21 protein-coding genes are annotated in these 26,983 nt (G+C 44.6%); 14 read left to right on the top strand and 7 right to left on the bottom strand.

All coding sequences use genetic code 11. The annotated features are described in order from the left end of the window. From IC230_RS03225 to IC230_RS03215, 3 genes are read right to left on the bottom strand one after another with little or no spacing between them, the layout of a single operon-like run. Positions 1–774 (bottom strand): DUF4129 domain-containing protein, encoded by a 774-nt coding sequence (locus tag IC230_RS03225; RefSeq protein WP_191037514.1) that lies wholly within the window; start codon positions 772–774, stop codon positions 1–3. After that, positions 758–1,648 carry a hypothetical protein gene (locus tag IC230_RS03220; protein WP_191037513.1) on the bottom strand — a complete coding sequence of 297 codons (891 nt, stop codon included), beginning with the start codon at positions 1,646–1,648 and terminating at the stop codon, positions 758–760. The genes IC230_RS03225 and IC230_RS03220 overlap by 17 nt, the downstream gene beginning before the upstream one ends. Then, on the bottom strand, positions 1,645–2,589 hold the full coding sequence (locus IC230_RS03215; protein WP_191037512.1) for a stage II sporulation protein M: 945 nt from the start codon (positions 2,587–2,589) through the stop codon (positions 1,645–1,647). The genes IC230_RS03220 and IC230_RS03215 overlap by 4 nt, the downstream gene beginning before the upstream one ends. A gap of 172 nt (positions 2,590–2,761) precedes the next feature. On the opposite strand from IC230_RS03215, the gene IC230_RS03210 reads away from it, so the two are divergent. From IC230_RS03210 to IC230_RS03170, 9 genes are all read left to right on the top strand, one after another. Beyond that, positions 2,762–3,460, top strand: a complete 699-nt coding sequence (locus IC230_RS03210) for an RDD family protein (protein WP_191037511.1) — start codon at positions 2,762–2,764, stop codon at positions 3,458–3,460. A gap of 69 nt (positions 3,461–3,529) precedes the next feature. After that, positions 3,530–4,729 (top strand): M20 metallopeptidase family protein, encoded by a 1,200-nt coding sequence (locus IC230_RS03205; protein WP_191037510.1) that lies wholly within the window; start codon positions 3,530–3,532, stop codon positions 4,727–4,729. A 201-nt stretch (positions 4,730–4,930) separates the two neighbouring features. After that, entirely contained in the window at positions 4,931–5,569 is a 639-nt protein-coding gene (locus IC230_RS03200; RefSeq protein WP_223860223.1) for a gluconate 2-dehydrogenase subunit 3 family protein, read from the top strand. Positions 5,570–5,676: 107 nt separating this feature from the next. Next, a complete protein-coding gene (locus IC230_RS03195; RefSeq protein WP_191037509.1) occupies positions 5,677–7,401 on the top strand; it encodes a GMC oxidoreductase in 1,725 nt (574 codons plus the stop codon). Between the two features lie 178 nt (positions 7,402–7,579). Then, positions 7,580–8,137 carry a hypothetical protein gene (locus tag IC230_RS03190; RefSeq protein ID WP_191037508.1) on the top strand — a complete coding sequence of 186 codons (558 nt, stop codon included), beginning with the start codon at positions 7,580–7,582 and terminating at the stop codon, positions 8,135–8,137. A 74-nt stretch (positions 8,138–8,211) separates the two neighbouring features. Next, positions 8,212–9,636, top strand: a complete 1,425-nt coding sequence (locus IC230_RS03185) for an ATP-binding cassette domain-containing protein (protein WP_191037507.1) — start codon at positions 8,212–8,214, stop codon at positions 9,634–9,636. A 29-nt stretch (positions 9,637–9,665) separates the two neighbouring features. Beyond that, positions 9,666–10,472 (top strand): 4-(cytidine 5'-diphospho)-2-C-methyl-D-erythritol kinase, encoded by an 807-nt coding sequence (gene ispE, locus IC230_RS03180; protein WP_191037506.1) that lies wholly within the window; start codon positions 9,666–9,668, stop codon positions 10,470–10,472. An 83-nt stretch (positions 10,473–10,555) separates the two neighbouring features. Further along, complete coding sequence (locus IC230_RS03175; RefSeq protein ID WP_191037505.1) at positions 10,556–11,164, top strand: cytochrome c oxidase subunit 3; 609 nt, start codon at positions 10,556–10,558, stop codon at positions 11,162–11,164. Positions 11,165–11,235: 71 nt separating this feature from the next. Continuing rightward, positions 11,236–13,206 carry a M1 family metallopeptidase gene (locus tag IC230_RS03170; RefSeq protein WP_191037504.1) on the top strand — a complete coding sequence of 657 codons (1,971 nt, stop codon included), beginning with the start codon at positions 11,236–11,238 and terminating at the stop codon, positions 13,204–13,206. A gap of 60 nt (positions 13,207–13,266) precedes the next feature. On the opposite strand, the gene IC230_RS03165 is transcribed toward IC230_RS03170, so the two are convergent. The 4 genes from IC230_RS03165 to secA form a co-directional block, all read right to left on the bottom strand. Beyond that, a complete protein-coding gene (locus tag IC230_RS03165; RefSeq protein WP_191037503.1) occupies positions 13,267–14,205 on the bottom strand; it encodes a 3-oxoacyl-ACP synthase III family protein in 939 nt (312 codons plus the stop codon). A 140-nt stretch (positions 14,206–14,345) separates the two neighbouring features. Further along, complete coding sequence (locus tag IC230_RS03160) at positions 14,346–15,473, bottom strand: glycosyltransferase (RefSeq protein ID WP_191037502.1); 1,128 nt, start codon at positions 15,471–15,473, stop codon at positions 14,346–14,348. A gap of 9 nt (positions 15,474–15,482) precedes the next feature. Continuing rightward, positions 15,483–16,565: a hypothetical protein gene (locus IC230_RS03155; protein ID WP_191037501.1), complete on the bottom strand. Its 1,083-nt coding sequence runs from the start codon at positions 16,563–16,565 to the stop codon at positions 15,483–15,485. A gap of 116 nt (positions 16,566–16,681) precedes the next feature. Further along, complete coding sequence (secA, locus tag IC230_RS03150) at positions 16,682–20,077, bottom strand: preprotein translocase subunit SecA (protein ID WP_191037500.1); 3,396 nt, start codon at positions 20,075–20,077, stop codon at positions 16,682–16,684. 224 nt (positions 20,078–20,301) lie between these two features. Here secA and IC230_RS03145 point away from each other — a divergent pair, with 224 nt between their 5' ends. From IC230_RS03145 to IC230_RS03125, 5 genes are read left to right on the top strand one after another with little or no spacing between them, the layout of a single operon-like run. Next, positions 20,302–22,710 carry an SLBB domain-containing protein gene (locus tag IC230_RS03145; protein ID WP_191037499.1) on the top strand — a complete coding sequence of 803 codons (2,409 nt, stop codon included), beginning with the start codon at positions 20,302–20,304 and terminating at the stop codon, positions 22,708–22,710. A gap of 20 nt (positions 22,711–22,730) precedes the next feature. After that, the gene (locus IC230_RS03140) at positions 22,731–23,819 is read left to right on the top strand and encodes a GNVR domain-containing protein (RefSeq protein WP_191037498.1); all 1,089 of its coding nucleotides are present in this window, start codon (positions 22,731–22,733) and stop codon (positions 23,817–23,819) included. After that, positions 23,816–24,784, top strand: a complete 969-nt coding sequence (locus IC230_RS03135; protein ID WP_191037497.1) for a GDP-mannose 4,6-dehydratase — start codon at positions 23,816–23,818, stop codon at positions 24,782–24,784. Before IC230_RS03140 ends, IC230_RS03135 begins: the two co-directional genes overlap by 4 nt. Next, positions 24,781–26,148 carry a lipopolysaccharide biosynthesis protein gene (locus tag IC230_RS03130; RefSeq protein WP_191037496.1) on the top strand — a complete coding sequence of 456 codons (1,368 nt, stop codon included), beginning with the start codon at positions 24,781–24,783 and terminating at the stop codon, positions 26,146–26,148. The genes IC230_RS03135 and IC230_RS03130 overlap by 4 nt, the downstream gene beginning before the upstream one ends. Then, positions 26,129–26,977: a class I SAM-dependent methyltransferase gene (locus tag IC230_RS03125; protein ID WP_191037495.1), complete on the top strand. Its 849-nt coding sequence runs from the start codon at positions 26,129–26,131 to the stop codon at positions 26,975–26,977. Before IC230_RS03130 ends, IC230_RS03125 begins: the two co-directional genes overlap by 20 nt. Positions 26,978–26,983 lie beyond the last annotated feature (6 nt).

Genomic DNA, 26,983 nt, shown 5'->3' with positions numbered 1-26,983 from the left:
TTAGTTTACAGGAGTTGATGAAGAAAGCGTCCGGTTAAACTCCCGAAAATGTTGACTAATTTGTTGAAAACGACTATCATCCACCGGAAAATCACCATACCACACAAATTCGAACTGGCGTGTTAACTGCTCAAAATCAGCTTGAACGGGTGACTTGGCTAGTTCATACACGTATTGACGGTTGGTTTTGTCAGACTTATAATCAATTAGATTGCTGTCAGTTAGTCGTTTAAGTATTTGTAAATACAGCAGTCGGACTGCCAGTCGGAAGTTTCGCTGAGTAACCGCTTCGTCAACAGCAGCATCGAAGTTGATTTCGTGGATGTTTTCAGCTAGATTCTCGTAATTCAGACGATCAGATAGCGCTTTCTTCGGAAACAGAAAGTTTAATGCTTCCGCCTTTATTAACAGATAGATAACCAGACCTGCTATAGCCGCAAGAACAACGTACTGCCAAACGTTTTGATAGGCATCACTAGCCAGAAACTTAGCGAATTTTCCAAAAAGCCAGGCAAATAAACGCGCTATCGGATTTTCGGGCGGGGGTGCTTCATGTCCATATTGATAGTTGTGGTCCGTTTGCAGATCACGCAGATGATCAGGTGCGGGGTAACGTACATGCGTGGATGCACGATCGTCTGGCGCAGCGGCTTTCTGAGCGTACAGATCACATGTGCCGAAAAAAAGCAATGTCGTGATAAATAGTACTACATGAAGCGGAAAGACAAATCGCCGTGGATTTCTGCAAAATTGAGTGTTAATACGTTTCATCATCCGTTGAACGGGGCTGAGTGGGCGTAGTGCCAATGGAGTCGATGGCTGAGATCATCCCGCGACCTTCCTGCCGTTCAACCAGATTCGTGTACTGAAACCCAACGGCTGTATAGATCACTACGTTCAGAATTGTTTTTCCAACCAGATTAATAACGTTGCCCAATACAAGCCAAACGACTGAAACATCGGGAAGCATCTTGGCACTGGTCAAAAAGGCGATGACTGCGGTCGGTACTGCAAAGACAAGCCCGATGAGTCCGACGATGAGGCTCATAACAAAAATCAAACCGAACGTAGACCACCATTTATCGCGGATGAGCTGGAAACAACGGGTCCAGGTTGAGCCGAAATCAGTTTCTTCGAACGACATAACGGCTAATGACAGGGAAAGAGCAACGGCGAGATATAGGCCCGGAATGACGAAGAAAAGAATGCCAAATCCAATAATAATCGAGTTCAGAATCGAAATCAGAATTCCCCGGCCAATCACAGGCTGGACTTCGGCCCAGACATCCGGCACCGTTATTTCCCTGCCGTCTGCACGGTCATAGACCTTCATGTGCGCGTACGTAGTCAGGATAACGGCCAGATTAGCCATGAGGCTGAAAAACATCGCTAGCCAGAACGAAGGTGATGCGAAAAAACCTAACATCTGAAAAGCATAGAACGGGTTGTCGGTTTTAGCGTTAGCTGATTCACCTATCAGCCTCATCATGTTCGATTGTACCACCCCGGTTGCGATACCAGCCACCAGCGCAACTGGTCCAACAATGTAAAGCAGCGACAGCCCCAAACTGCGAAAGTTCTCGATAATGTACTGAAACGTAGCGTTGATCTTATTGCCAAAGTCACGTTGCTGAAAGAGACGGATCATGACACGATTTTGCGGTTAAGTGAGATTGGGTATAGAATGAAGTACCAGATGATAAAAGCAGCCGACAGCAGAATAATACCTCCGCTTACAACAGCCGGTAAGGTCAGACGTGTAATGAAACTTTCCAGAAAGCCGGCCGTAATAAAAATTGGTACCAGCCCAATTGCAATTTTCAACCCTTGCTTGACGCCCCGCTTGAAGGACTCCAGTCTTGAGTAGGTTCCTGGAAACAGAAGACTATTCCCAACCGTCAGCCCCGCGCAGCCCGCAATGACAATCGCCGAAATTTCGAGCGTACCGTGAATCCAGATCTTAAGCACTGAATCGAGAAGTAAGCCACGTTCGTAAAAAAAATACTGGAACGACCCCAGCATCACGCCGTTATAAAACAGCATCGCTATGGTGCCGAACGAGGCAAACAGGCCAAACATAAACGTTCGGAATGCTACGTAGATGTTGTTCAAGGTAATCTGGACAAACATAGACGCCTGATCGCGGCTGTTATACACACCTAATGGATCGCCCTTCTTGATGTTTTCGAGGGTCATGTTAACGTACTGATCGCCCAGAATCAAGCGCACGAACGTATTGTCATGAGCTGCCGAAACCCAACCCAAAATACAGGCTACCAGAAATATACCGGCTGATAAGGCTAACAGTCGATGCGATTCCCGGAATAAAAGGGGTAACTCATATTTCCAGAACGTAATGAATCGGCTGCGCTCATCCTGCCGATTCTGCATCAGGCCCCGGTGCATCTGGGCAGCCCTGCCGTTGAGGTAGCGCGTTACCTTGGCATCAGGATAGAAGGTCCGGGCGTACGACAGGTCATCGGTCAGCTCTACAAAGCGGTCGGTCAATTCGTCGGGGTTACGCGTAGGATTCTGTTCCATGTCGCGCCACTTGTCGGCGTTACGTTTGATGAAAAGAGCTTCGCGCATGTAAGTTGATCCGGGAACGCCCGTGCGGTCAATAGTCGTTGGAGGTCAAATTAGCTAAGTTCCCGAAGGTAGCCAAGTTGCGAATTAGTTTTCTAAAAAAGTTTTTGACGAGACAAGCTTACTTCCGAATTTTGACCGCACGGGCTTCTCCGTTCCGATTTAAATTTCCTGAATGTCTGTTGCCATCCGTACTTCCCAAAACGTTGTGCTGGAATACGACCCTGCTAGTGTTGGTGATCGCATTCTGGCAACGTTGATTGATTATGCCGTGTTTTTCGGGTGGTTTATGCTGACGATTGCTCTACCAGCGCGGCTGGGGATCGGGCGGTCAGATTTCTACGTTGTACTGATCCTGATGCCCATTGTGTTTTATGATCTGCTTTGCGAGTGGCTGCTCAATGGCCGTAACATCGGCAAATTAGCCATGGATATTCGGGTTGTCATGCTCAATGGGTCGCAACCAACGCTGGGGGCGTACCTCATTCGATGGCTCTTTCGCATTGTCGAGTCAGCTGCCTTTTTAGGGGGCATTGTTCCCATACTTACCGTAGCGGCCAATGGCAGAGGACAACGCCTGGGCGACATTGCCGCTGGTACAACGGTCGTTAAACTCAAACCTGCCGTTACGTTAGACGAAATCCTGATTCAGCCCGCTTCGGAGAATTATACCATCCAGTTCCCGGATGTTCGATTGCTGTCTGATCGCGACATTACCATTGTTCGCGAAATCCTTCGCCGTAGCGACGAAGGGGCTTTGATACGTACTGCCGATAAGATCAAAACGGTAACCGGTATTCAAAGCAATTTGCCGAACCGGGCGTTTCTGGAAACGGTTATCCGCGATTATGAGTTTATAATGATACAACAGTAGCCTGGACGGCCACGTCCGGGGGTAATACCGTACTTGTTTCACCCGGACGTGGCCGTCCAGGCTACCCCTATGCTCGATTCCATTAAAACTCTCGCCCGGCAATATGCGGCCGATATTGTGCAGACCCGTCGACACCTGCATGCGCACCCCGAACTTTCGTTTCACGAACGAGATACCGCTCGCTTTGTGGCCGATCAACTGAAAGCCATTGGTATTACACCACAGGAAGGCGTGGCTGATACGGGTCTGGTCGCCATCATTGAAGGACGTAACGCTGGCTCCCCGGGCTCATCAAAAGTTGTCGGTCTACGGGCTGATATGGATGCATTGCCCATTCACGAAGCAAATGACGTTCCGTATAAATCAACCGTGGAAGGGGTCATGCATGCGTGTGGACACGATGCGCATACAGCTAGTCTACTGGGTGTCGCCCGCATTCTGCACGTACTACGCGATCAGTTTGACGGAACCGTAAAACTGGTTTTCCAGCCGGGCGAAGAAAAAGCGCCGGGAGGAGCCTCGCTGATGATTAAAGAAGGCGTTCTGGAAAACCCGGCACCCATCAGTATGCTGGGTCAACACGTAGCGCCGAATATTCCGGTTGGGAAGATTGGTTTCCGCGAAGGCATGTATATGGCTAGTACCGACGAAATCTATATGACCGTACGTGGCAAAGGGGGCCATGCTGCCATGCCAGATAATTTGGTCGATCCAGTGCTGATTGCCTCTCATATCATTGTCGCTCTGCAACAGATCATTAGCCGGAACCGTCCACCCGCCAGTCCATCGGTCTTATCATTTGGTCGGTTCATTGCTGATGGCGTAACGAACGTAATACCGAACGAGGTTACCATTCAGGGTACGTTCCGATGCATGAACGAAGAATGGCGCGCAGAGGGCAAAAAACGCATGGTCAAATTAGCCGAAGGCATTGCCGAAGCGATGGGCGGCTCCTGCGAGTTCGAGATTGTCCACGGCTACCCATTCCTGAAAAACCATCCCGAACTAACCCGACGTGTACGGGCGCAGGCCGTCGAATACATGGGACAGGAAAACGTAGTAGACCTCGATCTATGGATGGCGGGCGAAGATTTCGCTTTTTACTCGCAGGTGGTCGATTCGTGTTTTTACCGATTAGGCACACGTAACGAAGAGCGAGGAATCGTATCGGGCGTTCATACCCCAACCTTCGACATCGACGAAGCTGCTTTAGAAACTGGCGCTGGCCTGATGAGCTGGCTGGCGGTACGGGAATTGCAAACAGTTTAACGACGAACAAGAACGTTTTTGCGAGAAAACCGACTGCATATCGATAGTCGGTTTTTTTGTTATTAAAAGATGATTAGTAAGATTCTAATTAGGCCAGTTTCACAAAAAGTGTATCGTCAAAAATCACAATCCATTCCCCGATTGTTATACATTTGTAATTGCTTAAAACGTTCTACTTGAAAGCCTAATTACTATAAACCTATGAACAGAAGAGACGCCCTTATGCGGGTGGCCGCGCTGGCCGGCGCAACCATATCGTTGCCTGCGTTGGCCGATACGCTCGAAGCCTCGGCCGCTCGACGTACCCTGACGGGTAAGCCACTTTTCTTTACGGCTGATCAGGACGCAACCGTCGCTGAATTGGCCGATACGATTATTCCCACGACGAGCACGCCTGGTGCCAAAGCTGCTAAGGTGAATGAAATCATCGATGTTATCGTAAAAGATTGCTACAAGCCAGACGATCAGCAACGCTTCCTTGATGGGCTGACGCAAACCAACAAGTTAAGTCAGGATGCGTACGGAAAAGCATTCGTACAACTGGACCCAGCGCAACGTATCGAGATTGTTAAAAAACTCGAAGCCGACGACAAAGAACGTAAAGCCCAAATGGCTCCAGCCAAAAGCGCGGCCAAAGTAGAAAATTCGCAAGCTGATCTACAAATGCCAGAAGCGAAAAAGCGGTATACGCCTTTCTTTACCATGCTGAAAGACCTAACGCTGACGGGCTACTTTACCTCCGAAATCGGAGCAACACAAGCTCTTGAATACGTAGCGGTTCCGGGCCGATACGATGGTTGTGTTACGCTTAAACCTGGTCAGAAAGCCTGGGCAATCTAAAAAGGTTGTACAGTTGTAAAGATCATAAAGTTGTAAAGCTTCTTACCTGAGAGCTTGGCTACTCTATCATCACACAACTCTATAGCTACAAACACTCTTCTCACAGAATGAACCTTAATATAGACGCTAAAAAAGATATGACCTACGACGCTATTGTCGTTGGGTCGGGTATTTCGGGTGGCTGGGCTGCTAAAGAACTTACCCAAAAAGGATTGAAAGTGCTGATGCTGGAGCGTGGTCGCGATGTGAAACACATTGAAGGCTATCCAACGGCTACCAATAACCCCTGGGATTTTCCACACCGGGGACGTATCACGACGATGGCGGCTGAAGAGTACTGGGCCAACATGCGTACCGGCTATACCGCTAACGAAGAATGGCGTCACTTTTTCGAGAACGATAAAGAAAATCCTTACCTCGAAAAGCCAAATCGCAAAGTAGACTGGATTCGTGGGTATCACGTAGGTGGTCGTTCACTGATGTGGGGCCGTCAGAGTTACCGCTGGAATAAAGAAGACTTCATGGCAAACGGCAAAGAAGGCATTGGTGTTGACTGGCCAATCCGCTATGAAGATCTGGCACCCTGGTATACCTATGTGGAAACCTTTGCCGGGATTTCGGGTAACAAAGATGGTTTGGACGTACTGCCTGATGGTAATTACCTGCCACCTATGCAGATGAACTGTCTGGAAAAGGAAGCAAAAAAGAAGATTGAAAAAGCCTTTGCTGGGCGTACCGTTACGATGGGCCGTACGGCTCACCTGACGGCACCGAAACAGCTTCACTACGATCTGGGTCGGGCTGCCTGCCAGTTCCGAAACCAGTGTATGCGTGGCTGTCCCTACGGTGCTTATTTCAGTACACAATCGGCTACGTTACCAGCCGCTGTGAAAACGGGTCGCCTGACGTTACGTCCTGATTCGATTGTTTCGGAAGTGCTTTACGACGAAAAGAAAGGAAAAGCAACTGGCGTTCGGGTTATTGACCAGAATACGAAAGAGGTGCGTGAGTACTACGCCAAAGTCATCTTCCTGAATGCATCCGCTTTCGCCAGTACGTCGATTCTGATGAATTCGAAGTCGCACCGGTTCCCGAACGGAATGGGTAACGATTCTGACCAACTCGGACGTAACATCATGGACCACCATCTGGCTGCAGGTGCTGCTGGTACGTTTGATGGGATGGAAGATCAATATTATTATGGGCGTCGGGCGAACGGCGTGTACATTCCTCGCTACCGTAACTGGGGTAAAGATAAACGGGATTACGTACGCGGCTTTGGTTATCAGGGTGGTGCCGGTCGGGGTGGCTGGAACCGGGGGAATGGCATGGAAGGTTTCGGTGCTGATTTCAAAGAAAGCTTAACCAAACCAGGCGGCTGGACAATGAGCCTTGGTGGTTTCGGCGAAATGATCGCTGATCCCAACAACCGCATGACGCTTTCGCCTGATCAGAAAGATAAGTGGGGCTTACCAATCATCGTGTTCGATGCTGCTTATGGTGAAAATGAGAAAAAAATGCGGATCGATATGATGAATGATGCCGCCGAAATGCTCGAAGCAGCCGGTATCAAGAACGTAACGCCCTATAACGATACGACTAAAAATCCAGGTATTGGTATCCACGAGATGGGTACCGCTCGTATGGGCCGCGATCCAAAAACATCAATACTGAATGCGCATAACCAGCTTCATACGGTTAAAAACGTATTCAACACGGATGGCGCCTGCATGACGTCAGCTTCCTGTGTGAATCCATCACTGACTTACATGGCACTGACGGCTCGTGCGGCTGACTTTGCTGTTAAGGAAATGAAAAAAGGTACGTTATAAGCTATATCATTGTAGTTTAAAAAAGCCATAAGCAGATCTGCTTATGGCTTTTTCTTTCATAAAAACTGGACTCGGAAGAAGTATTACAGGTATTTATTAAAAAAATATTAAACAACTCTGGATTAGCGTAGTTATACTATAGAATATCGCGTTAAAACGCTTTAAACATACTCAACTAATGAAAAAAATAGTAATGATGGGTTGCATGCTGGTAGCCGGCATAGCCCTTAATGCAAACGCACAAAATACGAATTCAACGACCAATTCAGGGACAACCGGAACGACGGGGACATATGCAAACCCATCGAATACGGGAACCAATTCAGGTACGTATCAGACGCAGCCTGGAACGAATTCAGGTATGAGTCAAACACCTGCTCCGGTCAATACGGGCATCAATCAGCCACAGGCGCCAACAGGTGTAAATCAGGCTACTCCACCAACGAGTACCAATACGTATCAAAACCAGCCGTCAACGACCAACGGAACAATGACGACTCCGGCGCAGACGGGAACCGTTAATCCAACTACGGGTACTACGAACACACCGTCTACGGTAACTACCCCCAACAGCACGTACAGCACAAAACCTGGTACGATGAATACGGGTACGGAGCCATCGAATAGCACGTTGAACTCAATGGGGACCACTGATCGGACAAACACGGGCACAACGACTAACGGCAGTCGCCGTACGAGAACTGGCTCATCGACTACGACGCCAAGCAAGCCCTAAAGAAAGTGGGTTAAGTATAACAGCATAAAAAAGGTCAGGGTGTACTTTTGCAAAAGTACACCCTGACCTTTTTTATGCCAGATGAAACGCCACTAATCTCGCTGATGTACTTTGTTGCTCGCCGAAGTGGGCAGACGATCTTATCCAATATAACATTTACCCTTAACCAGGGCCAGTGCTGGGCGGTCGTTGGTTCTACTGGTAGTGGAAAGACAGCCTTTTTGCAAGCACTTGCTGGCCAGTTTCCTGCGCCACCTGGTACGGCTTTTCGTAAGACATCTCCTGAGTTTGTGTCGTTTAAAGAAGAGTCCAGTCAATTTTCGTATAGTGGCTATTTCTATCAGCAGCGTTATCAGGCGACAATGGGTGATAAGCCAGAAGGAGAAGACGATGCTTATCATTCCATTCCGACGTTACGTAAATTTTTACAATACACAGAATCACCGGAAAATAACGCGCTGATTAAACGGTTAGGGCTAGAACCTCTGCTGGAACGATCGTTTCTGAAACTATCGAACGGCCAGACTCGCAAAGCCCGAATCGGGAAAGCGTTGCTACGTCATCCCTCCGTATTGCTCCTGGATAATCCATTTGTCGGGCTGGATAAAACGTTTCGGACGGAATTGACAAGCTGGCTAGGAGAGTTGATCGCTCACGGTTTAACGCTCGTATTAGTGACTGAAGCTGACGATATTCCGCCTTTCGTTACCCACGTTATGGCACTAGATAAAAGTAGCCTACAGTGGCAGGGCGATAAAAAGAACTATGTTCCCGTTATAGAGAACGTATCAGAATCTATACTTCCGATACTCCAGACGAAACCACAACTTCCTGATTTTTCGGATGCCTTTCGATTACGGAACGTTACGGTACGTTATGGGGACACGGTAATTCTAAATAATATCAACTGGGCGATTCAGGCGGGGGAGCGATGGGCGTTGCTGGGTCGAAACGGTGCGGGAAAATCAGTGCTGCTTAGTCTGCTATATGGTGATCACCCGCAGGCATACGCTAATGACGTGAGCGTTTTTGGGTATCGGCGTGGGAAATCAGGTGAGAGCATCTGGGATGTTAAACGAAGGATTGGCTTCGTGTCACCTGAACTGCATCTTTATTTCCCACAGCATCTGTTAGTACGTCAGGTAGCTCTTACGGGTCTTACTGATACGCTTACGCCACCAAAGCGTGTCGCGCCCGAAACCGAAGCCGATCTAAATCAACTGCTAGGCTATTTTGGCCTGACTGATACGCAGAACCGATCATTCGGGACCTTATCCGCCGGTGAACAGCGGCTGGTTTTGTTAGTTCGCGCCTTGCTTAAAAATCCTCCTGTATTGTTACTGGATGAACCTTTCCAGGTTATCGATGCACGTCATATAGAGCTGGCCCGGCGATTAATTGACAGTTTATCTGATAAAACCATCCTGTTCATTTCACACAATCAGCACGAACTGCCTGATACGATCGACCAGATTTTTGATCTCGATGCCAGGCGCTAGCTTATTATTCATCATTTATAATTCAATACGTGCTTGTCTTTTCGAATTGTAAAATCAACCTTGGACTACGTATTACGGAGAAACGTTCCGATGGTTTTCACAATCTACAGTCCTGCTTTTATCCGGTTGGTTGGGGTGATATACTGGAGGCCATTCCGTCAAAGACGTTTGCGTTCAGTAGTAGTGGATTATCTATTCCAGGCGAACTGAGGACTAACCTTTGCGTTCGGGCGTATGATTTGTTGAAGGCCGACTTTGATCTGCCGCCGGTTCAGCTACATCTCCATAAACTTGTGCCGATTGGGGCAGGTTTGGGTGGTGGTTCGGCTGATGCTGCCTTTACGTTACGTTTGTTGAATGATCAGTTTAAGCTGGGACTAAGCATTGCTCAGCTTGAAGAATATGCTCGATTGCTGGGTAGTGACTGCGCTTTTTTCATTCAGAATCGTCCATTGTATTGTCTTGAAAAAGGGGACGTGTTTCAGGACATTACTATTGATTTGAGCGGATATCATATTCTGCTGGTTTACCCGAATCTAGCCATCTCAACAGCTGAGGCTTATGCTGGAGTAAGACCACAGCAGCCTGAAACGTCCTTATTCAATCAATTACAAGCGCCCATCGATGCCTGGTGTGAGACTATTCACAATGATTTCGAAGATAGTCTGTTTCCACAGTACCCGGTGTTGGCTCAAATCAAAGAGCAACTTTATGAAGCCGGTGCCGTTTACGCCAGCATGAGCGGTTCTGGCTCAACGATATACGGAATTTTCCAGGCTCCTGTAGTTCTCCCAAACCAATTTCTAAATTACAGCGTTTGGCAAGGAAAGTTATAGTGGTTAGCAAACGATTAGTGGTCAGTAGTGAATGGCAGAGTAACTAACCACTAACTACTATTGATTAACCACTGGTAACTAACATGAGCAACTTTGTGACCAAACGGCGGGAGCCGTTCCGCTTTATGGTCTGGCTGGGTATTGCGAGCAGCGTGATGATTTTCACGATGCTTTTAATTGCCTATATTATCCGTCAAACGGGCTCCGGTTGGCGAGATGTAAAGTTGCCGGGTGTCTTTTTGGTTAGCACAGTTGTCATTCTATTGAGCAGCTTCACACTGAACAACGCTATCCAGGCTTTTCATCACGAACGCTTCAACAACTATCGCACGAATCTGGGCACCACGCTTGTGCTAGGTACGTTGTTTATGCTACTTCAGGGGTGGGGGTGGCGTCAGATGATTCGGGCAGGCGTTACGTTAGAAGATAATCCAGCCGGGGGGTTCATTTATATTATATCAGGAATTCACTTAATACATATTCTGATTGGCATCATTTTTCTGATCATCATGCTGGCTGAGGCTCTACGACGTCGGCCTTATATCGATTCGTTTGTTTATAGCGTGAACCCGCCGAATCGCCTTAAAATCAGATTGATTACCCTATACTGGCATTTTGTCGATATTCTTTGGATTGGCCTGTTTGTCTTTCTGCTCATTCATCACGGCCTTGATTTACATCTGTCTTTATAAAAACTATCTGCTTTTGAGGGTTTATAGCGTTCTTTGTGTAAAATAACCTCATTGTTACTCTCAATTTATTCATGAAAAAAATTGCTCTCTGGGCAGGGTTTTGGGCCTTTAGTCTGGCTTCATTTGCCCAAACAGCACCGTCTTCTACGTCGGCTTCAAAATACGATCCTCTCGCCTTATTTCATCCACTGTTTAACATGCAGCCCGGCAACGACTACCGCACGGGCAGCGGTGCACCCGGACCGCGCTATTGGCAGAACAAATCTGATTATCAAATCAACGTAGCGATCGATGATCAACAGAATACGATTACGGGCGAAGTGGTGATAACGTATAAAAATAACTCGCCCGAAACGTTGCCTTATCTGTGGTTACAGTTAGACCAGAATGCCTTTAGTGATACGTCGCGCGCTACTAAAACTACACCCGTTTCCGGTGGACGGTTTGGTAATCAGGGCTTTGCGGGCGGATTCACAATCTCAAGCGTAACCATTGATCATGCTCAGGGAAAGTTTACGACAATGCCCTACGTAATAACGGATACACGAATGCAGGTTCGCCTAACGGAACCGGTGAAACCGAACGGGGACGTAGTGAAGGTAAAAGTGGCCTATTCGTTCAAAATTCCTGAATATGCCTCAGACCGCATGGGCCAATTGAAACGTAAAGACGGGATCATCTACGAAATTGCTCAATGGTACCCACGTATGTGTGTGTATGACGACATTGAAGGCTGGAACGTACTGCCTTATCTGGGCGCGGGCGAGTTTTATCTTGACTATGGTGATTACGAGTATAGCATTACTGCCCCATGGGACCATATTGTTGTTGGTTCGGGAGAGTTACTGAATCCTAATGATGTGTTGACAGCTGATCAGGTAAAACGACTGGCACAGGCACGTAACAGCGATCAGACGGTTATCATTCGTGGTAAAGATGAAGTAACGAATGCGGCTACACGCCCTAAAAAATCCGGTACGTTAACCTGGAAGTTTCGTTGCCAGAACAGCCGCGATGTAGCCTGGGCTTCCTCACGAGCGTTCGTGTGGGATGCTGCTAAAATTAACCTTTCCAATGGAAAAACGGCACTTGCCCAATCAGTGTATCCAGTTGAAAGTGCTACAAACGACTCCTGGAATCGCTCGACAGAATATGTGAAAGGATGTGTCGAATTTTATTCGAAGTACCTGTATGAATACAGTTATCCTGTGGCGACGAACGTAGCAGGTATTGTTGGGGGAATGGAATATCCTGGTATAATCTTCTGTAATCATAAAGACAAGAAAGATGGCCTCTGGGGGGTAACTGACCATGAGTTCGGGCACAATTGGTTCCCGATGATCGTAGGCAACAATGAGCGCAAATTTCCCTGGATGGACGAAGGTTTTAATACGTTCATCAACTTCTTGTCGACGGCCAGTTTCAACAAAGGCGAATACAATCGTGAGCGTGGTACGATGCACGATTTAGCTCCGGCGCTTGCTATGCCTAATGAACCCATCATGACGATTCCTGATGTTCAGCAGGCTCGTATGCTGGGTATTCTGGCTTATTATAAACCAGGTTACGGTTTAAAACTTCTTCGTGAGGTAATTCTTGGTCCCGATCGCTTTGATTTCGCCTTCAAGAACTACGTACAGCGATGGGCCTTCAAACATCCTACGCCTTATGACTTCTTCCGATCTATGGAAGATGGCGCTGGTGAAGATTTAGGTTGGTTCTGGCGTGGCTATTTCTACGAAACCTGGAAACTTGATCAGAGCGTAAAAGAAGTGAAATACGTGGATGGTTCGCCGGATAAGGGGTCGTTAATTTCCATCGAAAACCTCGAAAAGATGGCAATGCCAGTAACTGTTGAAGTTACAGAAAGTAACGGGAAAAAAGGTCGGATCAATCTGCCGATAGAAGTCTGGCAACGCGGAGGAACCTGGACATTCAACTATAACTCTACCTCGACCTTGAAAACGGTCGTTGTCGATCCTGACCAGAAACTACCAGACATTAACGGGAAAAACAACGTCTGGCGGGCGGAAGCACAATAGAAGTATAGGATAAAATAAAAGGAGAAGGGTAGTTCGTTACCCTTCTCCTTTTATTTTATCCTATACTTCTACCAGCATCGCTCCGTAAGAATAACCACCTCCAAACACAGTGATAACAATGTGCTCGCCTTTCTTGAAGGTGTCCCACTTTTCGGAAAGAGCAATGGCACAGCCAGCACAACCCGTGTTACCATAATACTGGATATTAGAAATCAACTTCTCTTCTGGCAAACCAAGCGTATTCATTACGTTACGTGAGATGCGCAGATTCGCCTGATGCGGTAATACGTAGTCGACGTCAGCCAGTGTAAGTCCGCATTGTTCGAGAACCTGTAAGCTAGCTTTGGGCATGTACTGACAGGCATTAATAAACACGTCGCGACCATGCGGCATAGTAACCCCCCCATCGGCTGGTTTCATCATTACGCCTGTAGTTGCTTTAGATGTATGAGCCGCTCCTCCCGTTATCAGAGCTTTTACATCGAAATCCTTTTCGTTCTGACGTTCTTTGGTGATAAGTAGTGCTGCCGCACCGTCGCCCCATAAGTGCCCTGAAATCGTGTCTTTCTCGTTATAATAGAGCGTATTATGCTCAGACACGATGACTAGTGCTCTGGTGGCTTTGTTAAGCGCAAAATAGCCCTCAACTACTTCAATGGCGTTCAGCAGCGATGAACAGGCCGTTGAGATCGAAATAGTCGGAATATCGGCAATGCCCAGAAAATGTTGGGCTTCATGGGCGATTGAAACAATGGTATCGTAGGGAGTATACGTTCCACCAACAATTAGATCGACCGTTGTTAGGTCCGTCTTTTCCATGAGTCGTTTAACGACTTCGATGGTCATTGTATTTGTATTCTCACCGGGTGCGGCTTTTCGGCGCTCCAGAATGCCAGTGCGCTCGATAATCCAGTCGCTGGAAAGTCCATTGAGCTGCGTGAAATGTTCGTTACCAACTACCTGCGTAGGCAAGTAGTGACTTACTGCATGTATGTACATCAGGCCAAAAAATAGAGGTCTAACGCAGGTATAACCTGAATTAATAGTTAAAGTTAAATCCTGCCGTGAAAACATGGTATTGAACATTGGAACAATACCATAATGTGTTGGTAATATCTAGTTTTAAGGAGACAAAGTTCTCAATCTGCCCCATAAAGTATATGCGTATAAAAATTGAGTAATTTCTGCGCTTCTGTACTCCAGTTATATTCTTTCTCTACAGCCATTCGCCCCCGCTGGCCCATAGCACAAGCCTCGTTAGGGTGTTCAATCAAATAAGCAATGGCGGCAGAAATCTGTGCTGGATCATTGGGAGATACGCAAAAACCACACTTGTGACGTTCGACAACATCTTTGTAAAGCAAAAAATCGGACGTAACAACTGGCAAACTTAATGCCATATACTCAAATAATTTAGTTGTGTACGAGTCGGGATAGTCGCCAACGGGTTTTAACAACGCTAATCCTACCGTTGCATGAACAGTATACGAAAAAGCTTCACGCTGATCTTTATAGCCATGAAAAATTAGATTAGTACGTATTTTCTCAAAAGCAGGAAGCCTGTCCAGATCAGCATCAGTAAACGTTCGTTGGCCAAACAGATGCACTTGAAAAGTAGGATAGGTTGACTTTAAGCGTGCTAAACTTTCCACAAGTGTATCGAATGCCCGCTCAAAACTAAGCCAACCGATGTAAAAAAAGACTGGTTTCTCTAGATTAGGCTGATATGGCCGTCGAAACGGTTCCAAAAGTGATAAAAGAGGATAATTGTAGATAACTTCATAAGGCTTAGACAATCGGATATATGTATCTAAGTAGCCGTGTTCTGTGAAAATAAAATAAAAATGCCGTCGGGCAAGACGATCAAACCAACGAAAAACCGTTTCTGATACGTATCCCCGGTTATACGTCTTAAGATGCATTTTTTTATGGAGGTTTTCCTGAACCTCATAAATCACTTTTGCACCCAGCCATCGAAAAACGTAGGCGAATGGTAAAAACTCCGGTACATAAACATGCACAAGGGCTGGACGAAGCCATAAACAACGTAATAAAACGAGAGGGCAGGTAAGCAGCGTTCGCCAAATGACGCGTTGGTAATAAGGCAAACGGATAAAGTGAATACCAGACGCTATAGTTGGATCTGCATTCGGTAAGGCGCAAAATACATCGTACGAGCCAGCTAAGGTTTGACATTGCTTAAAGACAATGCGCGGATCTTGAGGCTGATGAGCCGTACTAACGTGCAGAATGCGGAGTTTTTTCAAAAAAGACGCTTATTTTATCGCCCCAAAACTACGTAGTTCTGCGTCAATTTTTTGGTTCCAACGTTCCTGAGCGGCCTGATTCAGGCTATGATTCGTTTCGTCGTCGTATTGAGTCTGCATTCGGTTCATGTCCCGGTATGACTCAATAAACTCATATTGCATTTGGCTGTTGTAGTCCTCCAGCGTTAGAATATTATCCTGAATTTTCCGCTTGAATCGCTCCGATACAATCTTTACGATATCAAAATGGCGTTGCTCATGATTCAATGCATAGGCATTGCGAGCGTCGGAACGACCCCATGATGAGTTTTTCAGCATGTAGGCTTTGGCAGTCAAATTAAGAATAATGACCCCATCCTTAACGATACTCTTGCCTTCGTAGGCAAAGCTGGTAAATACTTCAGCCGCGTAATGACTACCCCGACGTGGTTCAGCCTTAAAGTCGGCCCAGATTAATTTACGGTCAGGATTGTAGTGAACTGTATCATCGTCTGTAATTCTAGTATCATCTATAAAATTGATTTTTAAACTCTTGGCCAGCTTCTCATTACGGCCGCTTTCGCGGTTCATGTAGTCATTTAAACTACGTAACGAAGAAACTAACGTCTGGCGCAGGGTTGATTCAACAACCGTCGTCTGGCTCAGCGGCCGCGTATAGTTCGCACTGCCCTTATATTCGGTCAGTCGAGTACTGGTTTCATCGCCAGCGTCATCTTTCCCCAGCAAGTCAAAAGCAACCGAAAATGTAAATTGACCAGTAACGCGGTTACCATTGGCCGTTTCGCTTATTCGGCACTGGCGGACTCGCATGGCAATGGGACGTAGCGATTTATTCTGCTTCATCCCCTGGTTAATAAATTGCTGAAAACTGCTGGCGACTCCTCGGTCCAGATCAACAGGCTGAGTTCCCTGGTTCAACGTTAAGGCCAGCCGGGCTACAGGACCACGTTCGGAGCGTTGGTCGGTTACGGTAGCGATGTAAAATTCTTTCGGCGTAAAAGGTAACGATTCAGAACGCAGCCGGATCGGTTCGGTCAGGGACCATAGTGAAAACAGCCCGTACAGAAACAGCGGAAAAATAGCGGTATTCATGCTGACTTGATAACGGCTTGCTTTGCGGAAAAGTGTCTTTAACGCAGATGTTAATAACAAAAAACGTCCTCCAGACAAGTAGTCTGGAGGACGTCATATAAGCTTTCGTTACGTTCTTACTCGATCAGCATAGCTTTGCCGCTAACAACATCATTCTCAACGGTTTTGAATTTAACATCGCGCTTCACTGAACCGTCAGCGTATTGTACATTAACCCGAGCATTCCGGTCTAACTTGGCTACACGTACAGGCGCTTGTCGTTGAGGAGGCATGGGCGGTGCACCAGCACCCATTGCGTCATTTTCGGCCATCCGTCGGGCATATTCCTCAGGACCAGTTGCCAGATGATCATCGTCAAAATCTTCTACATTGGTGTGCAGCTTTGGTTGAGGCTGCGGACGGCGTTGCTCTGGAGCCTGGCGAATTTCCTGTTGCACTTCTTCCGGTTCCTGCGCCGGAATATCGGCTTTGGTCAGGAAATTGATCGTATCAAAATTAACCTTACTGAGGAAACGTTTGAACAACTCTACCGACTCGAATTTATAAACAAGAAGCGGATCTTTCTGCTCAAAGACCGCATTTTGCACGGACTGCTTCAGGTCGTCCATTTCGCGCAAATGCTCTTTCCATTCCTGGTCGATTACTGACAGCGTCACAGCTTTTTCCATCTCGGTTACGATATCACGAGCACCGGTGTCAACGGCTTTCCGCAGGTCCGAAACAACCGTTAATTCGTGCATACCATCTGAGAAGGGCACCACAATGTTCTTGATCTGATGCCCCTGCTCATTCAGAACTTGCGTCAGAATAGGCAATGCCTTTTCGGCAATAGCCTGATTCTTGTCCTGATAATGGGCTTCGACTTCATCATACAGCCGCCGAATTTGGTCTGGTTTTTTTAGTCGATTAAAGTCAGCATCTGTCAATTCGGGCGAGAAACCGAGTGTGGTCAGGAGTTGAAGTTTTATTTCTTCGTAGTTTCCTTCGGCATTGTTAACGGTCTCTTCTACTACGTCGTACATCGTATTGGCAATGTCCAAGGGCAAACGATCTCCGAACAAGGCATTCCGACGACGTTTGTAAATGGCTTCGCGCTGATAATTCATTACGTCGTCATATTCCAGCAGACGTTTCCGGATTCCGAAGTTGTTTTCTTCCACCTTCTTCTGCGCCCGTTCGATGGATTTAGTAATCATCGAATGCTGAATAACTTCGCCCTCTTCCAGTCCCATTCGGTCCATCACTTTAGCAATACGTTCCGAGCCGAACAAACGCATCAGGCTATCTTCGAGCGAGACAAAGAACTGCGACGTACCCGGATCCCCCTGACGACCCGAACGTCCTCGCAACTGACGATCGACCCGACGCGACTCATGCCGTTCTGTACCAATGATGGCCAGACCGCCGGCCGACCTCGATTCAGGAGTCAGTTTAATATCTGTACCCCGTCCGGCCATGTTAGTAGCAATTGTTACGTTACCGGGTAAGCCTGCGGTAGCCACAATTTCAGCTTCGCGCTGGTGATATTTGGCGTTCAGAACCTGGTGCTGAATTTTACGCAATGTCAGTAATCGACTCAGCAATTCAGAATTCTCAACCGACGTAGTACCGACCAGCACTGGGCGACCTTTCTCGACAAGTGCCATAATTTCTTCGACGACGGCATTGTATTTCTCCCGCACTGATCGATATACTTTGTCTTCTTCGTCCTTACGGCTGATGGATCGGTTCGTTGGAATAACCACTACGTCCATTTTATAGATCTGCCAGAATTCAGAAGCTTCCGTCTCAGCCGTACCGGTCATACCTGCCCGCTTATGATACATGCGGAAGTAATTCTGGAGTGTAACGGTCGCGTACGTTTGCGTAGCATCTTCAACCTTCACGTTTTCCTTCGCTTCAACGGCCTGGTGTAATCCATCCGACCAGCGACGTCCCTCCATAATCCGGCCCGTCTGTTCATCCACAATCTTCACCTTTCCGTCCATAATGACGTATTCAGTGTCTTTCTCGAACAGAGTATAAGCTTTCAATAACTGGTTAACGGTATTGATACGCTGTGTTTTAACCGCATAATCCCGAATAACCGCTTCTTTGTGAAGTATTTTCTCCTGTTCCGAGAAATCATCGTCCTTGTCAATAGTATTCAGATCAATCGAAAGATCGGGCAGAATGAAGAAATTGTGATCTTCACCCGTTCCGGTGATAAAGTCAATCCCTTTCTCAGTCAGATCAATGCTATTATGCCGCTCATCAATGGTGAAATACAGGGGAGCATCCGCTTCGGGCATCAATTTCTGGTTTTCGGCCAGATAAATTGCTTCCGTTTTCTGGAGTAGGGCCTTATTGCCTGTTTCACTCAGAAATTTGATTAACGGCTTATGCTTTGGCAGGCCACGGTGCGCCCGAAATAATGACAAACCCCCTTCTTTTTCATCACCCGCAGCTATTTTTCTCTTTGCATCGTTCAGAAAATCATAGACCAACTTACGCTGCGCTTCAACAACGCGAGACACACGAGGTTTTAATTCAATGTATTCCTGCTCATCACCACGAGGAACCGGACCGCTAATAATCAATGGTGTTCGGGCATCATCAATCAATACCGAGTCAACCTCATCCACCATTGCGTAGTGGTGTTTTCGCTGGACCAGTTCACCCGTTTCGCGAGCCATATTGTCGCGCAGGTAATCGAAACCAAATTCGTTATTTGTGCCATAGGTAATATCGGCCAAATAGGCATGTTTGCGTTGCTCTGAGTTTGGCTGATGCTTATCAATACAGTCCACACGCAGGCCGTGAAACTCAAAGAGAGGAGCCATCCATTCCGAGTCACGTTTGGCGAGGTAATCGTTAACCGTTACAATATGTACGCCCCGGCCAGCCAGACCATTTAGGAATGCCGGAAACGTAGCCACAAGGGTTTTTCCTTCACCAGTAGCCATTTCAGCAATTTTCCCCTGATGCAATACGACACCCCCGATGATTTGAACATCATAGTGAACCATATCCCACTTGATCGGCGTACCGGCAGCATCCCAACGATTAGCCCAATGAGCCTGCTCCCCATTGATTATCACATTTTTCTTACGGGAAGCTATTTCGCGATCGAAATCGGTAGCTGTCACGATTAACTCCTCGTTTTCAGTAAACCGACGGGCAGTTTCCTTAATAACAGCAAAAGCACGAGGCAGAATGTCTAATAAAACACGTTCTAATTCCGTATTGCGATCAGCCTCGAGTTTATCAATCTGATTGAAGAGTTGTTCTTTTTCATTAACATCTACATCAGTTTGGGCAGCATGTTCGTTAAGTTCAGCGAGTTGATTGTCAATACCGCTTAACTCATCCGTAATATACGCTTTGAGCTCATCTGACATCTGACGTAACTCGTCATTGGAGAGAGCTTTTAATTGGATAAACTCGGCATTTACCTTGTCGACATACGGAAATAGGTCCTTAATGTCTCGTTGTGACTTAGTACCGAAAAGTTTAGCTATGAGATTAATCATATTTCTTGAATCAAAAATCGTCGGTTAATAGGCACTGGTTTATTGAAAATATAACACTGTTTATCTAATAACTATTAGCCGTTTTCCTGCAAATTTAGTGCATTATGGTGTTACTTCAACGTAGGATATGGGTCAGTATGCATACGTCATTAGTAGACAAATGCTATTTTATGAATGTTTCTATTAATTTTGCAATTCAAATTTTGGCCCATTAGCCATTGTTTATGCTTCTTAACGACAAATTGTCACATTTTATCCGCCGTAATTATCAATTTGTATTTGTTCTCCTGTTATTTATACTGACAGGAAATAGTATAACAACTGCTCAACAGGCTGGTTCACGGGCAAATCAGTTAAGCGATGAACAAATAATTGATTTCTATCGTCAGGCACAGAGCCGTGGATTAAGCGAACCCCAGATTGAGCAAGCTGCTATGTCGCAGGGATATACGTTAACCGATATCACAACTATGCGTCGGCGGATTGCTGAGATTCGATCACAAGGCACAGCACAAGCAAAAGATAAAGTTACTACCTCTTCCAGCAATGCTCGTACATTGCCCTCCGATGTATCAACACGTACAAGTATAGATTCATTACCTACTACCACCCGACGCGAAGTAAGTGGTGGGTTAGCCGTATTTGGAGCATCTCTATTTGCTAACGCCAGCCTAACGTTTGAACCAAATCTACGTATTGCTACACCACGTAATTACATAGTAGGACCGGATGACGAAATAGGCATTGACATCTCGGGAGCTTCTTCTGACAATCTAAAACTTAAAGTTTCACCGGAAGGTGAAGTTAAAGTTCCTAATCTACCTCCGATTTACGTGAGCGGTCTTACCATTGAGCAAGCACAGGCTCGTATAATAGATCGCTTACGTAAAAGTGGATATCAGGGATTAGGTGTTCCTGGCAGTGGTACGTATGCCAATGTGACCCTAACGAATATTCGAAGTATCCGTGTGACTCTTGTTGGGGAAGTTGTTAGGCCAGGTACGTATACGATTTCATCACTTGGTTCTGCTTTTAACGCTTTGTATTTAGCAGGTGGTCCAAACCCTGCAACAGGATCATTCCGGAAGATTAACGTCATTCGAGGCAATCGGGTTGTTCGTACCATCGATTTATATGATTATATCTTGCGGGCTGATCAACGAGATAATATCCGTTTGATGGATCAAGATGTGATCCGAGTTGCTGATTATCAATCGCATATCGAAATGACAGGTCAGGTACGCAGGCCAGCTATCTTTGAGGTATTACCCGGCGAGACACTTAAGACATTACTGAGTTTTGCTGGCGGTTTTGCTGATGATGCTTATCGAGCTAGTATTACACTGCGTCGGAACACGGACCGAGAACGGCAAATTAGGACAATCACAGAAAAACAGATCGATGATTTCGTGCCACAGTCAGGAGATACTTATTTTGTCGGTAAAATACTTGAACGTTACGAAAATCGAGTTCAGATTGCTGGCGCTGTTATGCGACCAGGCGATTTTGCTCTCGAACCTGGCACAGAGACCGTTCGTCATCTTATAAACAGGGCTGAAGGATTACGAAAAGACGCCTTTCTGAACCGAGCTACTATCATTCGTGAATTACCCAACCTTGACAAAGAGAACTTGACTTTTGATTTAGGAAAACTAATGCGGGGCGAGATAGCTGATATTCCGCTCATACAACAAGACATACTGACAGTTCTTTCCATACGGGATCTGCGTGAGGAGTATTTTATTACAGTTGAAGGAGCGGTTAATAAACCTGCAGCGATACCCTTTGTTAGTAACATGAGTATCGCTGACTTGATTGTTAATGCAGGGGGATTTCGTGAAAATGCAAAACCGAATCTAATTGAAGTAGCAAGACGTATTCGGGAGGATTCGGCTAAGACTGGAGATCCAGTTTTAAAAATATTTAGATTTTCTATTGATCGGGATTTACAAATTAGCCCTGTAGAATCAAGTACAGTAGGTTCAAATTCTCCTTTTCGCCTACAACCTTTTGATATAGTTTATGTCCGAACGTCTCCTACTTATGAGCCACAGCGTCAAGTATACATAGGTGGCGAAGTTATGCAACCGGGTTCATACGCAATCTTCAATCGGCAGGAACGTATTGCCGATGTTATTAAGCGTGCTGGAGGCTTAAGGCCAGAAGCCTATCTACCGGCAGCTCAATTTCAGCGTCAGGGACAACTCATCGGTACAGATCTTAGACGAATATTGGATAATCCGAATACTGAGGATAATCTTTTGCTTAGCCCAAATGATACAATATTTGTTCCACGACGGCCTGAAATAGTTTCTATACAAGGAGCTGTGTTAAACCCGGCATTAGTTAGCTATAGATCTAATTATAGTTTCGATGATTACGTTAGTGAAGCAGGTGGATTTCTCGAAGACGCCCGCGATCGTAAAGCCTATGTGATTTATCCAAATGGGCGTAAAGCCCGTACACATCGCTTTTTGTTTATTAAAACCCGCCCAATTATGGAGCCGGGCTCAACAGTTATTGTTCCATTTAAACCATTTAATAATAATAAATTGAGTACAGGCGAGAGAATTTCTATACTTTCTTTACTTGCCACGCTAGCGTTTGCGTTGACCAACGTATTGCGTAATTAAATACCCTTTGTATTGATAAGATGGAAGTTATAAATGAAGATAAAGTAAAACACATTGATCAGGACGGAATCGAAATTCGACTGAGCGAAGTTGTATATTTCTTTAAAATAAATCGCTGGAAAATACTGCTTGGTGGCGTTGCCGGACTTGTCATAGGCATACTATACGCTTGGTCTTTGCCTAATGTGTATACAGTACAAGTAAATGTCATGCCTGAATTTAGAGGTAAAGGAGGAGGAGGGCTAAATAGCTTGACATCTGATTTGTTAGGTTTAGGATCAGATATGTCAAGTTCTAATGAGCCATCTATCCGTCCCGATTTATATCCTAATGTTCTACAAAGTGTACCATTTGCATTAAACATATTAAAGCAAGCGGTATATTCTAAAAAACTAAATGCGAAAGTTAGTCTACAAGATTATATAAACAAAATAGGTGAACCAGGCTTATTAGACAATCTATTGGCTCCCTTTAGGAGACAAAACGATGATAATATCGAGGATAAACTTGGGTTGAAAAGAGCGAATTTAGCCATTGAAATAACCAAGGAACAGGATGGTTTAATAAAAGCCGTATTAGGCAGTGTAACGTCCATATATGATAAGAAAACAGGTATTTTATCTATAAAAGCCACTGAGCTAGAACCAATAGTAGCTGCTACTGTAGCACAACTCTCATTAAATTATCTTACAAACTATATAACAGCTTATAGAACAGATAAGGCTCGTAGCCGAGTTGATTTTTTAAAAAAACAAGTTCAGGAAGTAAAACTACGCTACCAGAATGCAGAATATGCGCTTTCCAATTACAGAGATCGTAATAGAAGTTTATATCTGAATACAGCTAAACTTGATGAACAGAGACTTCAGGCTGATTATTTACTTGAACAATCAGTATATAATGATTTAGCAAAACAATTGGAGCAAGCTAAAATAAAAGTTGAAGAAGAAACGCCGACATTCAAAATGCTCGACCCACCGATAGTGCCTTTACACAAGAGTGGCCCAAAGCGTACTTTTATAATGATTGGCTTCGCTGTTATTGGCATTATTGTTTCAATAATAATAATCTTCGCCCGGCGTATGATTTCAGGACGTCGATTGGTATGAAAAAAGCTCTAATTTGTGGTGTTTCGGGTCAAGACGGAGCTTATTTAGCTAAACTTTTACTTGATAAAGGCTATCAAGTATATGGGGGATCTCGTGATGCGCAGATGGCTTCTTTTAGCAATTTGGCAAGACTAGGTATACAAAACTTTGTTCAAACTGTATCGATTAGTATTAGCGATTTTAGAAGTGTATTACAAACATTATTGAAGATTAAACCTGATGAAGTATATAACTTAGCTGGCCAGAGTTCTGTAGGGTTATCATTTGAACAACCAGTGGAGACGTTGGAAAGCATTAGTATTGGTACGTTAAACCTTCTGGAAGCAATTCGATTCACTAATTTGCCAATTAAGTTTTACAATGCTGGCTCAAGTGAATGTTTCGGTGATACTGGAAAGTTAGCCGCGGATGAAAACACACCTTTTAGACCGCGTAGCCCTTATGGCGTTGCTAAAGCAGCAGCATTTTGGCAAGTAGCTAACTATCGAGAAGCGTATCAACTTCATACTAGTACGGGTATACTTTTCAATCATGAGTCTCCATTACGTCCCGAACGATTTGTTACGCAAAAAATTGTGGCTGCCGCTTGCCGAATTGCTAACGGAAGTAAAGAAATTCTGACATTAGGTAATATTGACATTGCCCGCGATTGGGGCTGGGCGCCCGATTATGTTGAAGCAATGTGGCTTATGCTTCAACAGACGAAGGCTGATGATTATGTAATTGCAACAGGAAGAACTTGTAAGTTAAGCGATTTTATTCGTATAGTATTTGAAACTGTCGAACTTAATTGGCAAGATTATATCCGCATTGATTCGTTGTTTTTTCGACCAACCGATATTGCTGAAGGTTACGCTAATCCGAGTAAAGCTTTAAAACAATTAGGTTGGCGGGCAAGTACTTCAATGGAAAGTGTAGGGGCAAGGATGGTGGAGGCTTGCGTACAAATGCGAAAAAATTTATGATAAAAATTAAATCGCTCGAATATGTGCTCAAGCGTGTTCAAAATGCCCACCCACGCACCCGAAAAGCTCAACTTAATACTATTTTAGGATTGGCTATTAAGGGAGGTGGGATGCTGATATCGCTATTATTAGTTCCTTTAACAATTGATTACTTAGCTAAAGATACTTATGGTACTTGGTTAACTATAAGTTCAATTGTTACAATGCTAGCATTTCTAGACATTGGAATTGGTAATGGTTTACGTAATAAATTTTCAGAAGCTGTTGCTAAGCATGATACATTATTAGCCAGAGCATATGTCAGTACAGCTTACTTAATTTTTGGGCTTATTCAATTGGTTATAATCTTACTGTTTCTACTACTTCTTCCTCATCTTCCTTGGCAAAGAATTTTTAATACAAATATTGATTTACGGCAACTTCAAACTATTCTTTTAATTACAGTTGTCGCAATAACAATTAAATTGGTACTTGATATTCTTACTTATGTTTTATTAGCCCTTCAAGAGTCTAGTCGAGTAAGTTTGATAAATTTACTCGCCAATTTACTGGTGTTAGTTGGAACTTACATGTTATCGCTCTTTAGTAAAGGGAATCTGATTTATCTAGCAGCTTTGACTGTGTTTTGTCCCGTATTTGTTTTGCTAATTAGTGGATTTGTACTTTATAGAAATCAATTGAAGGACTATCGACCATCATTTGATCTCACTGATTTTAAACAAGCACGAAGTTTATTGTCTTTAGGGTATAAATTTTTCTTTATTCAAATATCAGTAATTATACTTTTCTATACAGATAACATAATTATTAATCAATTATTTGGGCCTGCAGAAGTAACAACATATAATATTTGTTTCCGATATTTCAATTCGATTAATACTCTATTTGCTATTGCAATAACGCCATATTGGTCTGCTTTTACAGAGGCAGCTGTAAAAGCAGACATAAAATGGATGCGAAGTTCATATCAATACTTGCAAAAGTTATGGATTGGATTAGTTATAATAATATTTTTAATGATTTTGCTCTCTAGCGTAGTATATAAGTTTTGGATAGGTAGCCGAGTATCAGTACCATTGGAACTAAATATTTGTATGGGAGTGTTTACTATTGTGAGTTGTTGGAATAGTATAATAGCGGTTGTTATTAATGGACTTAGCAAAATTCGCCTACAGCTGTATTTCTCCTTATTTTCAGCTCTCATTAATATTCCATTAGCTATATTACTGGGTAAAAACCTACATATGGGTAGTACAGGGGTGATTTTAGCCACTTCGATATCATTGCTGGTTTGTTCCTTGTTTGGAGGTTTGCAGTCTAAAAAGCTGCTATCTGGCACAGCCAATGGAATTTGGAATCAGTAGTATCGTAAAACTTCTCATTACTATGGACTGCCCAATTTGTGAATCTTCAGTTTCTGCGTATTGCACTGCGAAAGTACTTGGGAAGTATAATATACAGTATTTTCGTTGTAACCATTGTAATTTTATTTTTACGGAAAATCCTTTTTGGTTAGACGAAGCATATAACTCGGCAATTACTAAATTAGATATTGGTCTGATTAATCGTAATGAATTTGTATTACCTATAGTTCAAAGTGTCATTAATAAATGGTGTAATCCAGATGCGCAATTTATAGATTACGGGGGAGGGTATGGTATGTTAGTACGCATGCTGCGTGACCGAGGGTTTGATTATTATCGCCAAGATATTTACTGTCCTAATTTATATGCTGATTTATTTGATATTACAGATACAAATTTCTTTAAAGGCGAATTGCTGACAGCTTTTGAGGTATTTGAACACCTTATTAATCCTGTTACAGAACTTGAAAAAATGCTAACCCTCAGTGACACTATATTGTTTTCCACAGAAGTACAACCTTTCGATAAAGTTACTCCAGAGTCATGGTGGTACTTCACGCCAGAAACTGGCCAGCATATTGGTTTGTATCACCGTAAGTCTCTACAAGCGCTAGCTGATCGATTTAATTTAAATTATAATTGGAATAACTACGACATTCATTTATTTAGCAAAAAATCAATTAGTAATAATTTATTTAAAACAATTACAGATCCACGCTGGAGTCGTTGGTACAATAAATTCATAGGTAAACGAGAGTCATTATTAAAAAAGGATTTTGTTTATGTTCAGAAATGTCTAAGAGAAAGTTTAGGGCATTTGCCTTTATAAAAGCAT

The organism is Spirosoma validum (assembly GCF_014699035.1).
In the GTDB taxonomy this organism is placed as follows: Bacteria; Bacteroidota; Bacteroidia; order Cytophagales; family Spirosomataceae; genus Spirosoma; species Spirosoma validum.
This window is presented reverse-complemented; position numbering and strand designations above follow the sequence as displayed.